Genomic DNA, 17851 nt, shown 5'->3' with positions numbered 1-17851 from the left:
GCAGCGCTTGCTCTCGACAATGCTCCAGTACCGATGCTCCTTGCCGTCCTTGAGACGCCGATTCGGTCGCAAATACATGGCGACCTCAGTCTACGCTAAACCGGTCTTCTGAAAAGATACTTGGTCTCCACTACAGGGGAATTTCAAAGCCCCCTCATTGAACCGACTCGTGTTTTCCCCCCTCCCGGACCCAAACTTCGCCGCCAGCCTGTTCCAATTGAGAAAGTAGGGCTAAAGCCACCGAGCCACACTCCTACTCTACCGATTGCGGGCCTCCAATCTCGGATCCAGGCGGGTCCCCAGCGGCAGGCGCGGACCCCTACGGCTTCACCATCTTGGCCGAGGATCGGCGGTCGAACTCCCCGGGGTCGAGGCTAATCCCTGAATTCGCGCGCGTTGCCACATCGGGCGAAGCCAAAATTTCCGCGCCTTTCAGGGAAACGCCGGGCCTTGATCCGCGTTATTGGTTGCGCGCCGTGACGCGCCTCACAGCGCGCGAGCCGAAAAGGCGAGATCGACAAGCCGTTCGATCGCCGCGATCGGTTAAGCCAGCAGGGGCTCATCCCGAGGCGAAGGCGGCGGTTCGCGAGGGCGTCATGCTCAGGATACTTGTCCTTCTGGTGGCGGTGACGATGGGTTGTGGCGTCGCCGCGGGCGTGACCGTCGCCCACGCGCCGGTTCACGCGATCGAGGTCGAGCAGGGCTATTGAGGCGCGTAGACGCGGCCTTTACGCCGGTGGCGTCGCTCTTGCGACTTCGGCGATGAGCTCGAAGCACCTGAGCCGTTCCGCGTGGTCGTAGACGTCGGACACCACGATCACTTCGTCCGCCTGCGTTTCCGCGACGAGCGCCGCGATCCCCTCGCGGACAGTCTCCTGGGAGCCGACGATCGAGCGCGCGAGCATGCGCATCGCCTGCGCCTTTTCCGCCGGCGACCAGTAGGTTTCGATGTCGTCGATCGGCGGCTGGCTCAAGCCCCGCGCCCCGCGAAAAATGTTGGCAAACGACATCTGCTGGGTGGTGGCGAGGCGGCGCGCCTCCGTGTCGGTTTCCGCGGCGATGACGTTGACGCCCACCATCGCGTAGGGGCGCTCGAACTGATCGGACGGCTTGAACCGGCTGCGGTAGATTGCGAGCGCCGGGATCAGCTCCTCCGGCGCGAAGTGCGAGGCGAAGGCGTAGGGAAGGCCGAGTTCGGCGGCGAGCATCGCGCCGAAGTGACTCGACCCGAGGATCCAGACCAGGACATTCGTTCCAGCGGCGGGAACCGCCTGGATGCGCTGGCCGGGCCCGACCGGCGCCAAAAACGCCTGCAGTTCGAGGACGTCCTGGGGAAAGGTTTCCGCCGATTCGGGCGAACGGCGCAGCGCCCTCAGCGTGAGCTGGTCCGTTCCCGGCGCGCGGCCGAGCCCGAGATCGATCCGGCCGGGAAAGAGCCGCTCCAGCGTCCCGAACTGCTCCGCGATCACGTACGGCGCATGGTTCGGCAGCATGATCCCACCCGCCCCGACGCGGATGGTCGTCGTCCCGGCCGCGATATGGGCGAGGACGACGGACGTTGCGGCGCTGGAGATGCCCGGCATGTTGTGATGCTCCGCCACCCAGATGCGGCGGTAGCCCCAGCGCTCGGCGTGGGCGGCAACGTCGCGCGCATTCATGAGCGCGCCGCGCGCGTCGACCGCCTCAGTGACGCGGACGAGTTCGAGGATCGAGAGCGGGATCGTGGGCGCGGTCATAGGGTGAGAAGGCCCCCCTCCGGCGCCGGACGGGCGCGGTGGTTGTAGAGCAGCTTTGCGCGCCGATCCTTTTCTTCCTGGGGCAGGCTGTCGAGGTCCTCCGGCGGTCCGGCGGAGACGGCGAGGCCGCGCTGCACGGCGGGACGGGCGCTGAGCTCGTCGAGCCAGCGCTTGAAGTACTTGAACTCCGAAATGTCCTGCCCCTGCCCCTGCCAGTTCACTGTCCAAGGGTAGCTGATCATGTCGGCGATCGTGTATTCGTCGCCGGCGATGTAGCGCCGGTCATAGAGCCGGTTGTTGAGGACGCCGTAAAGACGGTTCACCTCGTCGGTGAAGCGGCGCACCGCGTATGACTGATCGCCCTGCCTGTCGCCGAGACGGCGGAAATGCCCGCACTCGCCCGACTTCGGCCCCTGGTTGGCCATCTGCCAGAAGACCCACTGGTTGACCTCGGTGCGCTTGCGCAGCTCCGGCGGATAGAAGCGTTCCTCCTTGTCGGCGATATACATCATGATCGCGCCGGACTCGAAGACGGCTATCGGCGCCCCGCCGTCGGCCGGAGCGTCATCGACTATCGCCGGCATGCGGTTGTTCGGACCGATCTTCAGAAACTCGTCCTTGAACTGGTCGCCCTTGCCGATGTTGCATGGGACGATCGTGTAGGGGATGCCCAGCTCTTCGAGCAAAATCGTGACTTTCTTGCCGTTCGGCGTCGGCCAGTAGTGCAGGTGGATCATCGAGGGGCTCCTTCTGGCTGGACGGATGGCGCCGACGACGCCGCATTCCAAGGAGCGGCCTCGACGCATGCGTCGGATTACAACTTCGGCTTGTCGCCTCCCGGCGGCAAGGCCTGGACCGGCGACCCCGGCCCGATCTTCTGCAAGTTGCCGACGATGATGCGATCGCCTTCGCCGAGTCCCTTGACCACGTTCACCAGCGGCCCCGCGGATGGTCCGAGCGTCAGGAGACGCATCTCGGCCTTGCTGTCGGCGCCGACGACAAAGACGTATTTGCCCATCTGGCTGGAGCCGAGAGCCGCCTGCGGCGCCATCAGAGCGTCGGTCTCGTCGCGGATGTGCAGACGGACGCGCACATATTGCCCGGGCAGCAAGACGAAATCGGGATTGGCGATCGTCACGCGCGCGGCGATCGTGCCGGTGGCCTTGTCGACGGCGTTGTCGAGGAAGGTCAGTTCGCCTTTGCGGACCAGCTCGGAACTGTCGGCGAGGGAGATTTCCGCCTCCACCTTGCCGGCCGCACGCGCCTCCGCGATCCGGCCGAGGTCAGACTCGCTCGGGTTGAAGGCGACATAGATCGGGTCGAGCTCGACGAGCGTGTTGAGCGGGCCGCTCGACGGTCCGACGAGCGCTCCTTTCGAGGCCTGATTGCGCCCGAGCCGTCCGCCGAAGGGCGCGCGGATTTCGGCGTAGCCCGAATTCAGCCGCGCCGCGGCGATCGCGGCGCGGTCGAGCGCAAGCGCGGCTTCGGCCTGGCGCATGGCGCTCGACCGCTGGTCAAAGACATCCTTCGTGACGTAGCCGCTCTTCACCAGCTCCTCGCCCCGACCGAAATTGGCCGTGGCGTAGTCGAGCGAGGCGGCGTCGCGCTGGGCTTGCGCCTCGGCCTGGTCGAGCGCGGCCTGCATATCGCGAGGGTCGATCCGGTAAAGAAGGTCGCCGCTCTTCACGTCCGCCCCGTCCGCGGCGGGTTGCGAGTCGATGTACCCGGAGACGCGCGCCTGCAGCGCGATGCTGCGGATCGCTTCGATCCGCCCCGGATAATCGAGATAGATCGGCAGCGTCGTCTTGACGACCGCCGCCACCGGGACGGGCATCGCCATCATCGGCGGGGCCGGCGACGAGGCCTTCGCTCCGCCAAGGTAGTGGCCGGCGATCTGGACGCCGGCAATTCCGGCCGCGCCGAGGGCGACGAGCGAGGCGAGGGTCGCGGTCAGGAAGCGCATTCGGGGACTCCAGCGATCATTCCGCCGCTTCGGGGCGCGGCACGAGATGGGGCGCGGCGTGGGGAGACGCCATCTCCGCGGTCCGGCCTTCGCGCGCCCGCTCGATCAGCGCGTAGAAGACCGGCACGAAGATGAGGGTGAGCGCGGTCGCCGCGACCATGCCGCCGAACACCGTCGTGCCGAGCGACTGCCGGCTGGCGGCGCCGGCGCCGGTGGCGAACATGAGCGGAATGACGCCGAAGATGAAGGCGAAGGCGGTCATCAGAATCGGCCGCAGCCGAAGCCTCCCCGCCTCCATCGCCGCATCGACGATGCTGAGGCCCTCCTCGCGCCGGCGCCGGGCGAACTCGACGATCAGGATCGCGTTCTTGGCCGCAAGGCCGATCAGCATGACGAAGCCGATCTGCGAATAGACGTCGATCTGCATCTGGCGCACCCACAGCGCTCCGAGCGCGCCGATCAGCGCCAGCGGAGCGGACGAGAGCACCATGAACGGCATCGTCCAACTCTCGTATTGCGCGGCGAGAATCAAAAAGACGAAGACGATCGCCAGCGCCAGCACCACGGTCGCGATCGATCCGGCGCTGAGCTCCTGATAGGTCACGCCGGTCCATTCGTAACCGAAGTCGCGCGGCAGGGCCTCTGCGGCGGCCCGCTGCACGGCCGCGACGGCCTGGCTCGAGCTGAAGCCCGGCGCCGGCGCGCCGTTGATCAGCGCGGAAGCGTAGTTGTTGTAATGCGGGACGGTCTCCGGGCCAACGATCGGTTTCAGCGTTCCCAGGGCGCTCAGTGGAACCACGCCGCCGGTCCCGTTGCGCACGTAGAGTTTGTTCAAGTCGGAGGTCGAGGCGCGCGAGGCGCTGTCGGCCTGCAGCGTCACCCGGAACGTATGGCCGAACAGGTTGAAGTCGTTCACGTAGAGCGAGCCGAGATCGATCTGCAGGGTGTTGAAGATGTCGGGCAGGCTGAGGCCCAGGAGCTTCGCCTTCGTCCGGTCGAGATTGTAGAAGAGTTGCGGCGTCGAGGCGGAAAACGAGGTGAACAGCGATTGCGGGTTGAGCTCCGGCTGCTTGCGCGCGGCGGCGATCAGCGCCTGGGTCGCGTCGTTGAGAGCGGCGCTGCCCTTGCCGGCGAGGTCCTCGACCTCGAACTCGAATCCGCCCGTCGTGCCGAGTCCATTGACCGAGGGAGGATCGAAGCTGAGCGCAAAAGCCTCCGGAATCGCTAGGAGTTTCGGCCGCACCTGCGCCACCAGATTCGAGGCGCTCTCGTCTGGGCCGCGCTCGTCCCACGGCTTCAGCACCGCGAACTCGACCGCCGAGTTCGACTGTGCGGCGTTGGTGAGAAAATTGAGCCCGCTGATGAATCCGGCGATCTGGACGCCGGGCGTCGCCTGCAAGATGTCGCGAACTTTTTGCGCGACCGCGTCGGTGCGCTCGAGCGAGGCGCCGTCCGGGCCCTGGATGACGACGAAGAAATAGCCCTGGTCTCGACCGGCAGGAAGGTGGTCGAGATCGACCGCGACACGCCGTAGGCGCCGGCGACGATCAGGACGAACACGCCGACCAGAACCCAGCCGAACCGTATGAACTGCCGGACCGAACGCGCGTAGGCGTGTGAAAGCCAATCGAAGCCCCGGTTGAACCAGCGGAAGAGAAAGAACGACCCCTTGGGCCCGTGGCGCAGCATCGCCGCGCTGAGCGCCGGGCTTAGCGTCAGCGAATTGAAGGCGGAGATGCCGACTGAGATCGCCACGGTCAGCGCGAACTGGTTGTAGAGCCGACCCGCGACGCCGGGAATGAACGCCACCGGCACGAACACCGCCATCAGCACGGCGGTCGTCGCGATGATCGGACCCGTGACCTCCGCCATCGCGGTCTTGGCCGCCTGGAGCGGCGGAAGCCCCGCTTCCAGCTGACGCTCGACATTCTCGACGACCACGATCGCGTCATCGACGACGAGACCGATCGCGAGCACCATGCCGAGCAGGCTCAGCATGTTGAGCGAGAAGCCGCAGACTTCCATCACCGCGAGCGTGGCTATCAGCGAGACGGGAATGGCGATCGTCGGAATGATGGTCGTCCGCCAGCTCTGCAGGAAGACGAAAACAACAAACACAACGAGCGCGAGCGCCTCGATCAGCGTCGCGACGACGTCGTGCATGGCGGCGGAGACGAAGCGCGTCGTGTCGTAGTGCATCGCATAGGCGATTCCGCGCGGGAAACGCGTCGCGAGCTCGTCCATCTTCTCCTTGACCCGGCGCTGCGGATCGAGCGCGTTGGAGCCCGGCATCTGGAAGATCGCGAGGACGACCGTCGGATCCTTGCCGAAATAGGCGGACGACGAATATTGCAGCGCGCCGAGCTCCACGCGGGCGACGTCCCTGAGCCGCACCACAGCGCCGCCGGACGGATCGGCGCGGACGATGATGTTCGAGAATTCTTCCGGGTCGGACAGACGGCCCGCGGCGTTGACCTGGAGCTCGAAGGGCGTCCCCGGCGGCGCGGGCGACTGGCCGATCTTGCCGGCGGCGACCTGGACGTTCTGTTCGGCGATGGCGTTCTCGACATCGACGGCGGTCACGCCGAGATTGGCGAGCTTGTCCGGATCGACCCAGACCCGCATCGAATACCGTCGCTCGCCGAAGATCTGAACGTCGCCGACTCCGGGCAACCGCTTCAACTGATCGACGATCTGCAGATAGGCGTAGTTCGACAGCGTCACCGAATCGACCGACTTGTCGGGCGAGATCAGGTTGACGATGAGGACGAAATTCGGGTTCTGCTTCTTGATCGTCACGCCGCCCTGATTGACGATCGCGGGCAGGGAGGACGCGGCCTGCGACACGCGGTTCTGCACGTCGACGGCGGCGATGTTCAGCGGATAGCCGACATTGAAGGTGACGGTGATGGTCGAGGAGCCGTCGTTCGAGCTCGCCGAGGACATGTAGGTCATGCCCTCGACGCCGTTGATCTGCTCCTCGAGCGGAGTGGTGACAGTGTCCGCCACGACCTCAGCGCTTGCGCCCGGATAGTTGGCGCTGACAACGACCTGCGGCGGCGTGATCTCCGGAAACTGCGAGACCGGCAGCGCGAAGAAGCAGATCGCGCCGGCGAGCACCATGATCGCGGCGATCGCCGATGCGAAAATCGGACGGTGTATGAAAAAGCCGACCATCAGCCCGGCGTCGCCGACTCTGGTTTCAGCCGCAGAGCGCCGAGCCGCACGGGCCCAGGACCGCCGGCGGGCGGAGGCGCGCCGGCTGGAGGGCGCCTCGCGACGGCCCTCGCCGGTCGATCGCCGGTCTTGCGAACACGACGTTGGCGGACTTGGACTCGCTGTCGGCCCGCGGAGCCGCGATGCGGCCGGCGACGTCGGCGAGCATCGTCCTCAACGCCAGCGGCTCGACGTTGTCGGCCCGCATGACGGCCTGGATCAGCGAATCTCCGAGGAGTTCGTCGATGGTCTGGCTGAGGCGCTGCGACATGGCGCTTCCTTTCGGGGTTGCGGCAAAACGTCTCGCGCGGCGGCGGGGCCGTCGTCTTGTGTTGACTTCCGGCGCGAGGGGGTGTTACCGATCGGTAACGCTCATTAAATACCGATCGGTAACATCGCAGTCAAGGGCCATGGCGAAGAAACCTGCAAGACCGGAACGCGGCGACGCCGACGTCGAGCCGCCGCGTGAGAGAATCGTCGCGTGCGCGCAGGAGCTTTTTCACCGTCACGGCATCCGCGGCGTCGGGGTGGAGGCGATCGCCGAGGCGGCCGGCACCAACAAGATGACGCTCTACCGCCATTTCGGTTCGAAGGACGATCTGATCCTCGAGTATCTCAACTACACGGGGCGAAAGACCGACGAACTCTGGGCGGAGATCGAAGCCGCGAGCCCGGGCGATCCGGTCGGCCAGCTGTACGCCTACATCGACGCAGTGGGGCGGTTCATCGCCGAGGACGAGCGCGGCTGCGATTTTGCGAACGCTGCGGTCGAATTGACCGAGACCGGGCACCCCGGCCTCAAAGTGATCGAGGAATTCAAGAACCGTCAACGCGATCGTCTGGCTGGGCTCTGCGAGGCCGCCGGGGCCACCCAGCCCGGCCTGCTCGCGGATACGATCTTTCTTTTGATCGAGGGCGCGCGGGTCAGCCGGCGCAGCGTCGGGACCGAAGGACCGAGCGCCAATCTCGTACGCACAAGCCAGGCCCTGATCGCGTCCTTCGGCGTGCCCTTGCGAAAGGCTTCTGCGTCGGACGCCCGCGTGGACAGCGGCGGCCGCACCTGATCCTGAGGCTGCGAGCGCAAAGTCAGTTTCTCGCCGTGTTGGGTGCGTGAGCGCCGAATCGCGCGTCTTCGGACGCGGCGCCGGACGGCCGCTGCCGCCGCCTTCGGTCGGCCAACTGCGCCGCCACGACGCCGTGGGTGATCAGGTAGAACGGCACCAGCACGGTCGGGACGAGGGAGAACGGAAGGAACTGCATCGCCTGCGACCCGACGCCGGCGTCGATGAGATGCAGCGGGCTTCCCTGAGCCGAGGCCAGTCCGAGACCGATCGCGGCGACGAGGTCGAGCGCGCCGAAGGCGTTCCAGAGCCCGACCCGGCCCGCGCCGCGCTCGGCGGCCCTCGCGACGGGGATCGCCAGAACCCCGGTGATGATGTCGCCGAGGCCGGCGGAATAGGGGAACGGCCCGCTGAGCCGGCCGACGGCCGCAAGCGACAGGAACAGCGCCCCGATGACGCGCAGGACGTCGAGCCGGATCAGCATCGGCATCGGGAGGGCCATCAGCGCGTCGCGGAATCCGGGAACCCAGAACCAGCACGCGGCCGTGGCGATCACGGGCGCGGCGGCCATGAGGCCGATCAGGGGGACCGGCTGCCCGGGCGTAAACGTCAGGGCGCCCGCGGCGCCGAGCCCGGTCGCGAGGCCGATCCACGCTCCGGCCGCGCCGGCGAGCACAACGCGCCGGCGAAGCGAGGTCGCCAGAACGCTCGCCATCGCGACGAGATTGATCGCGATCGCCGTCATGCCGGAAATGTCGCCCATCATGTTCAACATCGCAGTTTCCTCCGTGTAGGTACACCTATCTGGGCGCGGCCTTTCCCTTACGAAGGCGTTGCCGGCGCCTCAGGTCATGCGCGCGTCCGAAAGACGATGCAGCGCCGCTACGCCGACCGGACCGAACGCCGTGGAGACGCGCTCTTGCGCCCGGCGCCACGCCGGAAAGGCTTCCCGCGCCAGGGCCTCACCGGCGGGCGTGATGGAGAGAACGTGCAGGCGCGCGTCCCCACCGTCCGCCGTGACGGCGATCCAGCCCTTGGCGGCGATGAGGGCGGCGTTGCGGGTCAGCGTCGTGCGATCCATGCCGAGCGATTTGGCGAGCGCGCCGACCGTCGTCTGGCCCCGCATCATGAGCATGGTCAGGATCGTGAACTGTGTGGCGCGGAGGCCGTGGGGCCGCAGTTCGCGGTCGTAGACCGCCGTGATCCGGCGCGCAGCGCTGCGAGCCGCCAGGCACAGGCAGTTGCGACACTCGGCAAGGTCGGTCGCGCGTTCCATGCAGTGAGTGTATATGCACCCTTTGGGACCGTCAAGCCTGTGGGCGGGGCCGACGAGCGACGCGCGCGGCGTTGAAACCGGCCATCGTCGCGCTATGGTCGCGCTCGGCCCGATGGGCCGGCGAAGCGGAGCCGCACTCATGACGCGTTGGACACGGCGGACGGTGTCTTCGGGCTCGCCGCTCGAACCGAAAATCGGATTCTCCCGCGCGGTCCGGGTCGGCCCGTTCGTTTCGGTATCCGGCACCGCGCCGATCGGCCGGGACGGGCGGGCCGCCCATGTCGGCGACGTCTACGCCCAATCCCGGCTCTGCCTCGACATCATCGGCCGGGCGCTCATGGACTGCGGCGCCCGCCTCGAGGACGTGACGCGCACGCGGATCCTGCTGACCGACATGGCGACATGGCAAGAGGCGGCGCGCGCCCAGGGCGAAATATTCGGCGCGATCCGGCCCGCCTGCACCTTCGCCGAGGTCAACCGCTTCATCGATCCGGAGTGGCTGGTCGAGATCGAGGCGGACGCGGTCGTCGAGGAATGACGCGGCGCCCTGCTACGGCAGGCCCGCGTGCGGCGAATCGACCGTCGCGATGTCGATTCGGCCCTTGGGGGCGGCCGCCGCGCGCGCGGGGATCGAACTCGGCGCGGTCATCATGAAGAGCGTTCGGCCGTCCTCGCCGCCGAGCATGCAGGCATAGCAATGCTGGCTCGTCGCGACGGTATCCATGACCTCGCCGCCGGCTTGTATGCGGGCGCATTCGGGACCGACCGGGTTGGCGATCCAGACAGCGCCGGAGGCGTCGAGGCAGATCCCGTCGGGCGCGCGCGGCCAGGTCGGCGCCCAGACCCGCCTTCCACTCAATGTCCCGTCCGGCCCGATGTCGAACGCGGTCAGGCGCGCCGCCAGCGTTTCGCCCACGATCAGCGTCTTGCCATCCGGCGTGATCACGCTCCCGTTGGGGAAGTGCATCTCGTCGGCGACGGCCGTGACGAGGCCATCCGGCGCGATGCGTGCGAGCTTGGTCGCAGGGTGATCGGCGAAGACAGCCATTTCGCCGCGCTTCAAGGCTTCGTCGTGGAAATCGAAGCCGAAGTCGCCGGCGTAGGCGCCGCCTTCCGCGTCGACGACCATGTCGTTGGAAAGAAACGCCGCCACGGGGCTCAGATCGGCGTGAACCGTTATCGCGCCGTCGGGCGCGCGCTTCAACACCCGGCGCTTCGCCATCGAGACGACCAGGAGGGCGCCGTCCGGCGTCCAGCCGAGGCCCGAAGGAGCATCATCGTCGAGCGCGAACTCGACGCGGACGTCGCCGGCGAGCGAGACCGACTTGACCGCCCTCGCGTAGAAATCGCTGAACCAGAGCCGCCCGTCCCGCCAGCGCGGGGCCTCGCCGAAGTAGAGTCCCTCGCACAGCACGCGCGTGTTGCGGCTCATCGTTTCCTCTCCTGAGTTCGGACCGTTCCCGGGCATACCGTCTTTTGACCCGTCGGCGCCCTCGAAAACTTCGCGCGGCGGCTGCGCCCTCTTTCCGAAGCGCAAAACGGCTGCCAAGCGATCGGACGACAGTCTTGCTGCGCGAACGCGAACAATATAAACGTCTCCCGGTCGGAGCGCCGCGAAAATGTCTATCTTGAGGGCTACGAGGCGTTCGCGCCCATTGAGAAATTCCACACAGGGAGGAAGGGAACGATGGCTTCTCTGAATGCAGAGTCCTTCGTCAACGCCCGTCACATCGAGAGCGCGCAATACACAGGGGCCGATGATGCGCGGTTCCTTCAGCCCGCCGCCGGCCGGATTATCGCCGGAGCCGGCCTCGCCGGCGGCCAGCTCCAGCAGGTTCTGCGGCATCACGGCTTGGTCGCGCGGCGCATCGTGCTGGGCCGACAAATCCTGAAGATCATCGGAAAACGCAACAAGCCCCTCTAAGCGCCTGAGGCGGTCGTCGGACGCTCAACAGTCGACGACGTCGCCGAAACGGTTCTGCAGGTCGCGGGGGGACCGGACCAACGGGCGCGCGCTCCCGTCCCCCCGTTCCCGGCTGCCGCGCCGCCGGATAAACCTTCGCCAAGACACCCTGGTTCAGAAGATCGCGACGACCGTCCGGAACGGGCTCAAGATCTCGCTCTTTTGACCTCGCAGATACTCTCCGGCCGCACGAATCATCGCCTTCCGCGTCTCCTCGTGCGGGATCATCGCCGCGTGCTTCAACGCGCCCAGCGTTTCCTTGATCGCGTAGAAACCGTCCGGGCCGCCGCCTCGGTTGCCCGGATGGGTTGTGACTTCGCCCGTGTCCGTATCGATCTCGAGCCAGCCTGCGTCGGAATCCGGATTGCCTACGATGATCTTCATGATCGATGCTCCGCAGCCTGCTCGAGTGACGACATGCCTTTCGGTCGGCATTCGATCGCTGCGCGCCGGGCGAGGTCGCCGCCGCAAACGACGCCGCTGTCGTGCCACGGCTGCTGAGCGCCGCGCTATGACGGGGGTCACAGTGCGGACTGTTCTCTAGAAACTCGAACGACTCGCGCCGGGTTTTCATGGAGAAAACCCAAAACTACTCCGGCGCGGCGGTCAGCGGCTCGAGCGGCCGGGCGATGGACCCTTGGGCAAAATCGGCGGCGAAACGCCTGAGGCCTTCGGGCTCGTTGCCGTTGGGGTGGACGAGGACGATCGAACCCGGCCGAGGCTTCTGGTTGATCGCCAGCCACGCGTCGGCGCCAAGCGTCACGAGGTGGAAGCGCCGGACCGTCCGCATCAGGGGGTCCGAGGACACCAGACCCGGGAAGCGGAAGAACAGCGACGGCGTCTCGCCGTTGGCGATGAGCAGCCGTTCGGTGTCGAGGATCTCGCGCTCCGGATCGACCCGGCGGCTCAAGAGATAGTTCGACGCGTCCGGCAGCTTGCGCCAATAAGGGTGCGTATAGGTGTGGTTGACCCAGACGATGTCGAGCGCGCCGGAGTCGCGCTGGCCTTCAAGCCAGCGGAAGTCCGCGGCGTGACGCTCGAGCCAGAGCCCGGAAATCGACAGCGCGACCGGCGCGCGCGGCCCGGTCGCCTCGAGCTCGCCGAAGAAGCCGCGGTCGAGCGGGCGCCGGCTCGGGCAGAGGTCGCCGGTGACGAAGGCGCCAACGCGCGCGCCGCGGGTCATGCCGGCGTTCTCGAGAAAGCCGCGATGCTTGATTCCCGGCGCCTCGGCCGAAGCCGCGATCGCGCGGCCGGCGCGGGTCGAGGCGAGTTCGTCCTCGGTCGCGTCGCGGCAGGTCCAGCAGGCTGCGCGCTCGAGCCGTGTCGTCAGCGCCTCGGGGTCGGCGAGAAGGGCCACCGGTTCGCCGCCGACCGTCATCGTCCGGATCGCGAACGCGCGGGCCCCGTCGGCGGCCGTACAGGCTTGCAGCGTCGGCCGGTAGTCGCCGACCGCAGCGATTCCGGCGAGCGAAGCCGGCTTCAGCCGAAAGGCGCAGTCGGCGGCTTGCGCCGGAATCGCAAGACCGGCGAGCGCGGCGAGCGCCGCGACGAGGCGGTGAAGGAAAATCACAGTGAAATCGGATGGGGACCCCAGCAGGCGCCATCATAACGGAACTGCGCCGCGAGGGCCAGCTCGCAGCGCTCCAACCGCCTCCGGCGAGCAAAAAGCGCGGCCTGTAAACGCAAGACAACCTTGGGTTTCGGCAACAGGATAATTCAAGGCACCGGCGCCGACGAGTCGACAGTCCGCCGCCGGGAACGATGACGTGCTCATGCGGGGGATGGGTCAGTCCCGAGCCCCGGGTGTGGAGGACGGTGAGGCCGATGCGCGCGTCCGCCAGGGCGCAGAGCGCCTTGACTGGCAGGCTGCGGCGGCGTGCGCCTCGCGCCCCCGCCGCAGCGCCTACTCCGCTGCGTCCGCCGGCGCGCCGTGGACCCGCTCTTCGATCCGCTTCGCTTTGGCGCCGGCCGCGCGGGCGGAGTCGGAAAGCTGGAAAATCTCCATGTGGTCGTAGTCCGAGGACTGCAACGCCTCGTCCGTGTAGGCCTTTGCGTTCGGGTCCTTGAGCACGCCGCGCATAAACCACCAGATTTTCGCGAACTTGATCGCGATCTTGGTGTGGTTCGCGACGAATTTCGCGGCTTCGCGCGGGTAGAAGACGAACCGGTTCTCGATCGGCAGGCTCGGCCGGCGGTCGAGACGGTACTTGCGGCGCAAGAGTCCCGCCTCGAGCGGATAGATGTTGTAGAGCGTGCTCGCCGCCCAGAACATGACCATCAGAAAGGAGACCGTGTCGGCGCGCGGGCCGCCGGCCGCGGCGCGGCGGATCACCGTCTTCATGTGCTCGTCGGTGTAATAGGTCCTCCACGCCAGGTGGTAGGCGTCCTGCCACTCGGCGCGGCTCATACGCGGGTGGTCGCAGACGGCGTGCTCGAGATCGAACTTGTTGAGGTCCGGGTCGATCGCCGCGCCCGCCGCAACCATTTTGGCGTGGTCCTCGCTGCCCGGCAGCGGCGTGAGGCAGGAGAATTGCAAAATGTCGAGCGGCAGCTCGCGCTGGATGATCTTGATGTCGCGGACGATCGATTCCGGCGTGTCGTTCGGGAACCCGAGAATGTAGCCGCAATAGCTGATGCAGCGCACCTTGCGCCACGCCAGCAGCATTTCGCGGTAGTCGGCGATGTGGTTCTGCTTCTTCTTCGCGCCGTTGAGGCTGTCGGGGTTGATGTTCTCTAGCCCGATGAACACCCGCTTGACCCCGGCCGCGGCCGCCTTTTCGACGAAGCGCGGGATCTTGTGGCACATCGTGTCGACCTGGATCACGAAGCGCGAGTGGATACCCTCCTCGCGCAGCGCGATCAGGCGGTCGAAGATCGCCTCCCAGTTGCGGTTGCGGGCCAGATTGTCGTCGGTGATGAAGAAATAGCGCACGCCGTTGGCGTGGTTCGCCCTCACGATCCGCTCGATGTCGTCGGCCGTGCGGTAGCGCGACTTGCGCCCCTGGACGTTGATGATGGTGCAGAACGAGCACAGGAACGGGCAGCCGCGGCCGGCGTCGAAGCTGGAGATCATGCCGATCGAGCGGCCGACCTTGTCCTTGGGCAGGAACGGCGTCGTCGCGCCGTCGAGGTTCGGCAGATTGTCGAGATAGTTGTAAATCGGCCTCAGCGTCCCGGCCGCGGCGTCGCGAAGCACGTCGGCGAAGCGTCCCTCCGCCTCGCCGGCAAAGAGCGAGATCCCCAGGTCCAGCGCCTCTTTCAGCGAGTCCGGCGTCTCGGGCAGCATGGCGAGGCAGCCCGACACGTGAAATCCGCCGATGCAGACCTGCACGCCCGCGGCCCGCAGCGGGCGCGCGACGTCCATCACTCTCGGAAACTGGTTCGACTGCACGCCGACGAAGCCGACGAGCCCATGCCCGCCGGCGGCGGCGATCTGCCGGGCGATGTCTTCCAGACGGACGCGCGTATTGGTCTCGTCGATGGCGAAGATCTCGGCGTCGACGTCGTCCCCGAGGGCGCCGGATTCGATGGCGTCCTTGGCGATGCCGTAAAGACAGGCGAGCGAATTGGACGGCAGGGCCGACCGGCGCCACTGGATGACATAGCCGTCGTCGTCGTAGTGGGACGGCTTGATCAGAAAAACAAGAAACCTGCGGCGTTCGGCGATGTCCGGCATGGCGAGATCGTCTCCTGAAGACGGTTCGGTCGGGCCTCGTAGTCGTCTGTCGGCAAACAAGCGGCGCCAGAACTATCAGGCCGAGCGACTGGACGCAATGGACGAGGATAAAACGGAGTAAATGCCGAGTTGGCTGACGAGTTGCGTTGTGATCCAAGAACCTCGTCTTGAGCTTGTCGAAGGATGTTCCATTGGGCGGGACCGTACGCGCCCCTTGAATGTCCTTCGACAAGCTCAGGACGAGGCGCGAAGGGCGCCGGCGGCGCCGCGGAAACGCCTGCCACGCCGCGCCGACCTTGCGCCGGTCGAAGCGCCCGCTTAACTGTCGCCGACTTCCCTTTTCGGGCCGCTTCCATGACAACCATGCTGCAAACGCTTCTGGCCGAAGACCGGCCGCTGCTCGCCGACGGCGCCACCGGAACGAACCTGTTCGGGGTGGGCCTCGCCTCCGGCGAAAGCCCGGAACTGTGGAACGCCGACCATCCCGATCGCATCCGGGCGCTGCATCAGGCGTTCGTCGACGCCGGCTCGGACATCATCTTGACCAACAGCTTCGGCGGCAACCGGCGGCGGCTCGCGCTGCATGGCGCCGAGGCGCGGGCGCGCGAACTCAACAGGCTCGCGGCCGAGAACGCCCGCGCCGTCGCCGACAAGGCGGTTCGTCCCGTCGTCGTCGCCGGATCGGTCGGCCCGACCGGCGACATTTTCGCTCCCCTCGGCCCGTTGACCGAGGACGAGGCGGTCGACGTCTTCGCCGAGCAGATCGATGGCCTCCGCGAAGGCGGGGCCGACGTCGTCTGGATCGAGACCATGTCGGCGGCCGAGGAAATCAGCGCCGCAGCGCTGGCCGCGGCCAGGGTCGGCGCGCCCTTTACCGTCACCGCGAGCTTCGACACGGCCGGACGGACGATGATGGGCGTCGCCCCGGCCGCGTTCGGCGCGCTTGTCGGCGGCTTCGATCCGAAGCCGCTCGCCTTCGGCGCCAATTGCGGCGTCGGCGCCTCCGACCTTTTGGTCTCGATCCTCGCCATGAGCGCGGCCGATCAGGGCGCGGCGCTGATCGCCAAGGCGAACGCCGGCGTGCCTCACTGGCATGGCGCGGAAATCCACTATTCCGGAACGCCGGAGCTGATGGAGCGCTACGCCGCGCTGGCGGTCGATTGCGGCGCGCGGATCGTCGGCGGCTGCTGCGGAAACACGCCCGCCCACGTCGCCGCCATCCGGCGGGGGCTCGACACGTGGCGTCCCGGCCCGCGGCCCGACGTCGAGCGAATCGTCGCCGCGCTCGGCCCGCTCGCGGCGCCGCCCGCGGCCGAAGGCGGCGGGCGCCGCCGCCGGGAGCGGACGTGAATGCCAAGGCCAAGCGCCGCGCCTGGGGCGGCGTGGACGAGCCGGAGACCGAGCCGATCGCCGCATCGGAACCCCGGCCGGCGCTGGCCTCCGCCGTTGGACCGCAGGCGTTCGACGTCGATCACGCCGGCGCCGGTGAAAGGCTCGACCGGTTTCTCGGCCGGGCGGCGGCCGAGCGGCGGCTCGCGCTGTCGCGCACGCGGATCAAGGCGTTGATCGAGGCCGGCGAAGTTTTGGTCGACGGCGCGACGGCGCGCGATCCGGCGGCCCGGCTCGCCGAGGGCGCCCGGATCCGTTTCGAGGCGCCTCCCCCGGAGGACGCTCCGGTCAAAGGCGAGGCCCTGCCGCTCGACGTCGTCTTTGAGGACGAGCACCTGATCGTCATCGACAAGCCGGCCGGCCTCGTCGTCCATCCGGCGCCGGGGCATGCCGAGGGCACGCTGGTCAACGCCCTGATCAGCCATTGCGGCTCGAGCCTTTCCGGGATCGGCGGCGTGCGCCGCCCGGGCATCGTCCATCGCCTGGACAAGGACACGTCCGGGCTCCTCGTCGTGGCCAAGACCGACGCCGCCCATCAGGGACTGGCGGACCTGTTCGCCGACCATGGCCGCACCGGACCGCTGGAACGTGAATATCTCGCCCTGGTCTGGGGCGGGTTCGACGTCCCGGCTGGCAAGGTCGACGCCCCGATCGGCCGTCATCCGCGCCATCGCGAGAAAATGGCGGTGGCGCCGGAGGAGCGCGGCCGCCATGCCGTGACCCACTGGCGGCTCGAAGAGGCGTTCGGAGCGGCGAGCCTCGTGGTCTGCCGGCTGGAGACCGGGCGCACGCACCAGATCCGGGTGCACATGGCCTCGACCGGGCACCCACTGCTCGGCGATTCGGTGTACGGCGCTGGGTTCAAGACCAAAGCGGCCCAGTTGCCGGAAGGCGCGAGAACGGCGCTCGCGGCGCTCGGGCGACAGGCGCTGCATGCGGCGGCGCTCGGCTTCGAGCACCCGATTACCGGCGAACCGCTGCGATTCGACAGCCCGGCGCCTAAAGATTTGATGCGGCTGATCGCGGCTCTGCGATCACGCGCATGAGATGTGCATAAGGTGTGAGCGTCATCACAGCGTGATCCAATGCCGGTTCAGTTTCGTTTTGCGGTCGTGGACCGGCCTTTTTTCGGCCATGCTTGACCGACCAAGATAATCGGGTCCGGCCCTAGCGCCGACGGAGACCGACTTCGACCGGGCTCCGACTGGAGGATTTTATGGCCGCGTCGCTTCCCGTCATCGCCGGCGAGTCCGGGCTTGCCCGCTACTTGCAGGAGATCAAGCGGTTCCCGATGCTGGAGCCGCAGGAAGAGTACATGCTCGCCAAGCGCTGGCGCGAGCACGGCGACCGCGAGGCGGCTCACAAGCTCGTCACCTCGCATCTCAGGCTCGTCGCCAAGATCGCCATGGGCTACCGCGGCTACGGCCTGCCGATCGGCGAGGTCATCTCGGAAGGCAATGTCGGCCTGATGCAGGCGGTCAAGCGTTTCGAGCCGGACAAGGGGTTCAAGCTCGCGACCTACGCGATGTGGTGGATCCGCGCCTCGATCCAGGAATACATCCTGCGCTCGT

At 67.4% G+C, this 17851-nt stretch carries 16 protein-coding genes and 2 pseudogenes; 6 read left to right on the top strand and 12 right to left on the bottom strand.

Going from position 1 to position 17851, the window contains the following annotated elements; translation table 11 throughout:
- Window positions 1–728: 728 nt before the first annotated feature.
- The 5 genes and pseudogenes from ACLP25_RS27890 to ACLP25_RS27870 form a co-directional block, all read right to left on the bottom strand.
- Window positions 729–1736 (bottom strand): LLM class flavin-dependent oxidoreductase, encoded by a 1008-nt coding sequence (locus ACLP25_RS27890; RefSeq protein ID WP_442472349.1) that lies wholly within the window; start codon window positions 1734–1736, stop codon window positions 729–731.
- Window positions 1733–2473: a glutathione S-transferase N-terminal domain-containing protein gene (locus ACLP25_RS27885; protein ID WP_442472348.1), complete on the bottom strand. Its 741-nt coding sequence runs from the start codon at window positions 2471–2473 to the stop codon at window positions 1733–1735. The genes ACLP25_RS27890 and ACLP25_RS27885 overlap by 4 nt, the downstream gene beginning before the upstream one ends.
- 77 nt (window positions 2474–2550) lie before the next feature.
- Window positions 2551–3699: an efflux RND transporter periplasmic adaptor subunit gene (locus ACLP25_RS27880; protein WP_442472347.1), complete on the bottom strand. Its 1149-nt coding sequence runs from the start codon at window positions 3697–3699 to the stop codon at window positions 2551–2553.
- A gap of 16 nt (window positions 3700–3715) precedes the next feature.
- A pseudogene (locus ACLP25_RS27875) lies at window positions 3716–6876 on the bottom strand (efflux RND transporter permease subunit).
- A gap of 25 nt (window positions 6877–6901) precedes the next feature.
- Window positions 6902–7186 (bottom strand): hypothetical protein, encoded by a 285-nt coding sequence (locus ACLP25_RS27870; RefSeq protein WP_442472346.1) that lies wholly within the window; start codon window positions 7184–7186, stop codon window positions 6902–6904.
- Window positions 7187–7325: 139 nt separating this feature from the next.
- On the opposite strand from ACLP25_RS27870, the gene ACLP25_RS27865 reads away from it, so the two are divergent.
- Window positions 7326–7979 (top strand): TetR/AcrR family transcriptional regulator, encoded by a 654-nt coding sequence (locus ACLP25_RS27865; protein ID WP_442472345.1) that lies wholly within the window; start codon window positions 7326–7328, stop codon window positions 7977–7979.
- Window positions 7980–8001: 22 nt separating this feature from the next.
- Here ACLP25_RS27865 and ACLP25_RS27860 read toward each other — a convergent pair whose 3' ends face one another.
- Together ACLP25_RS27860 and ACLP25_RS27855 are read right to left on the bottom strand one after the other, a co-directional pair.
- Window positions 8002–8751 (bottom strand): hypothetical protein, encoded by a 750-nt coding sequence (locus tag ACLP25_RS27860; RefSeq protein WP_442472344.1) that lies wholly within the window; start codon window positions 8749–8751, stop codon window positions 8002–8004.
- A gap of 69 nt (window positions 8752–8820) precedes the next feature.
- Entirely contained in the window at window positions 8821–9252 is a 432-nt protein-coding gene (locus ACLP25_RS27855) for a MarR family winged helix-turn-helix transcriptional regulator (RefSeq protein WP_442472343.1), read from the bottom strand.
- 139 nt (window positions 9253–9391) lie between these two features.
- On the opposite strand from ACLP25_RS27855, the gene ACLP25_RS27850 reads away from it, so the two are divergent.
- Window positions 9392–9790, top strand: coding sequence for a RidA family protein (locus ACLP25_RS27850; protein WP_442472342.1), 399 nt, complete (start codon window positions 9392–9394; stop codon window positions 9788–9790).
- A 12-nt stretch (window positions 9791–9802) separates the two neighbouring features.
- Here the strand turns inward: ACLP25_RS27850 and ACLP25_RS27845 are convergent, their stop codons facing one another.
- On the bottom strand, window positions 9803–10684 hold the full coding sequence (locus ACLP25_RS27845) for an SMP-30/gluconolactonase/LRE family protein (RefSeq protein ID WP_442472341.1): 882 nt from the start codon (window positions 10682–10684) through the stop codon (window positions 9803–9805).
- 255 nt (window positions 10685–10939) lie between these two features.
- On the opposite strand from ACLP25_RS27845, the gene ACLP25_RS27840 reads away from it, so the two are divergent.
- The gene (locus ACLP25_RS27840; protein ID WP_442472340.1) at window positions 10940–11176 is read left to right on the top strand and encodes a hypothetical protein; all 237 of its coding nucleotides are present in this window, start codon (window positions 10940–10942) and stop codon (window positions 11174–11176) included.
- Between the two features lie 153 nt (window positions 11177–11329).
- Here ACLP25_RS27840 and ACLP25_RS27835 read toward each other — a convergent pair whose 3' ends face one another.
- The 4 genes and pseudogenes from ACLP25_RS27835 to ACLP25_RS27820 all read right to left on the bottom strand — a co-directional run bounded on the left by ACLP25_RS27835 (window position 11330) and on the right by ACLP25_RS27820 (window position 14891).
- Window positions 11330–11599, bottom strand: a complete 270-nt coding sequence (locus ACLP25_RS27835; RefSeq protein ID WP_442472339.1) for a hypothetical protein — start codon at window positions 11597–11599, stop codon at window positions 11330–11332.
- Between the two features lie 205 nt (window positions 11600–11804).
- Window positions 11805–12785, bottom strand: coding sequence for a polysaccharide deacetylase (locus ACLP25_RS27830; RefSeq protein ID WP_442472338.1), 981 nt, complete (start codon window positions 12783–12785; stop codon window positions 11805–11807).
- 169 nt (window positions 12786–12954) lie between these two features.
- A pseudogene (locus ACLP25_RS27825) lies at window positions 12955–13047 on the bottom strand (transposase); the annotation flags it as partial.
- A gap of 71 nt (window positions 13048–13118) precedes the next feature.
- Entirely contained in the window at window positions 13119–14891 is a 1773-nt protein-coding gene (locus ACLP25_RS27820) for a B12-binding domain-containing radical SAM protein (protein ID WP_442472337.1), read from the bottom strand.
- Window positions 14892–15245: 354 nt separating this feature from the next.
- Here ACLP25_RS27820 and bmt point away from each other — a divergent pair, with 354 nt between their 5' ends.
- The 3 genes from bmt to ACLP25_RS27805 all read left to right on the top strand — a co-directional run.
- Complete coding sequence (gene bmt / locus ACLP25_RS27815) at window positions 15246–16241, top strand: betaine--homocysteine S-methyltransferase (protein WP_442472336.1); 996 nt, start codon at window positions 15246–15248, stop codon at window positions 16239–16241.
- An 83-nt stretch (window positions 16242–16324) separates the two neighbouring features.
- Window positions 16325–17326 carry an RluA family pseudouridine synthase gene (locus ACLP25_RS27810; protein WP_442472350.1) on the top strand — a complete coding sequence of 334 codons (1002 nt, stop codon included), beginning with the start codon at window positions 16325–16327 and terminating at the stop codon, window positions 17324–17326.
- 170 nt (window positions 17327–17496) lie between these two features.
- Window positions 17497–17851: sigma-70 family RNA polymerase sigma factor (locus tag ACLP25_RS27805; protein WP_442472335.1), on the top strand; the 355-nt coding region annotated here is incomplete at its 3' end.

Origin of the sequence: Roseiarcus sp. (assembly GCF_052145395.1) — a bacterium.
Classification (GTDB): domain Bacteria; phylum Pseudomonadota; class Alphaproteobacteria; order Rhizobiales; family Beijerinckiaceae; genus Roseiarcus.
This window is presented reverse-complemented; position numbering and strand designations above follow the sequence as displayed.